The organism is Pseudomonas sp. PAGU 2196, from assembly GCF_022179005.1.
Lineage (GTDB): Bacteria > Pseudomonadota > Gammaproteobacteria > Pseudomonadales > Pseudomonadaceae > Aquipseudomonas > Aquipseudomonas kermanshahensis.
In genome coordinates this window covers 673-887 of sequence record NZ_BNTL01000011.1, presented here as the reverse complement: position 1 = coordinate 887, position 215 = coordinate 673, and the positions used below count along the sequence as shown (strand labels likewise).

Annotated in this window: 1 pseudogene; it reads right to left on the bottom strand. The window is 66.5% G+C overall.

What is annotated here, in order from left to right:
- Window positions 1–133 (bottom strand): annotated as a pseudogene (locus tag MFF34_RS10310) (glycine/betaine ABC transporter permease); the annotation flags it as partial.
- Window positions 134–215: the final 82 nt, after the last annotated feature.

Here is a 215-nt window from a genome sequence, read left to right as displayed (position 1 = left end):
GGTCGATCGGCCAGCGGATGGCGCGAAACACCTCGCGGAAGTTGTGCACGAGGAAGTTGAGGGTAGCGGTGACCCAGTCGCCCAGGGGGATGGTGGCCGCCTGGAACGGGTCGAGCAGGCTGAATTCGGACATGGGGCAAACCTCGCGGGGGTCAGTGGCGGCTCAGGGACTGCAACGGCGTGCTGTTGGCCAGGCTGGAACACTGGCAGCGGCT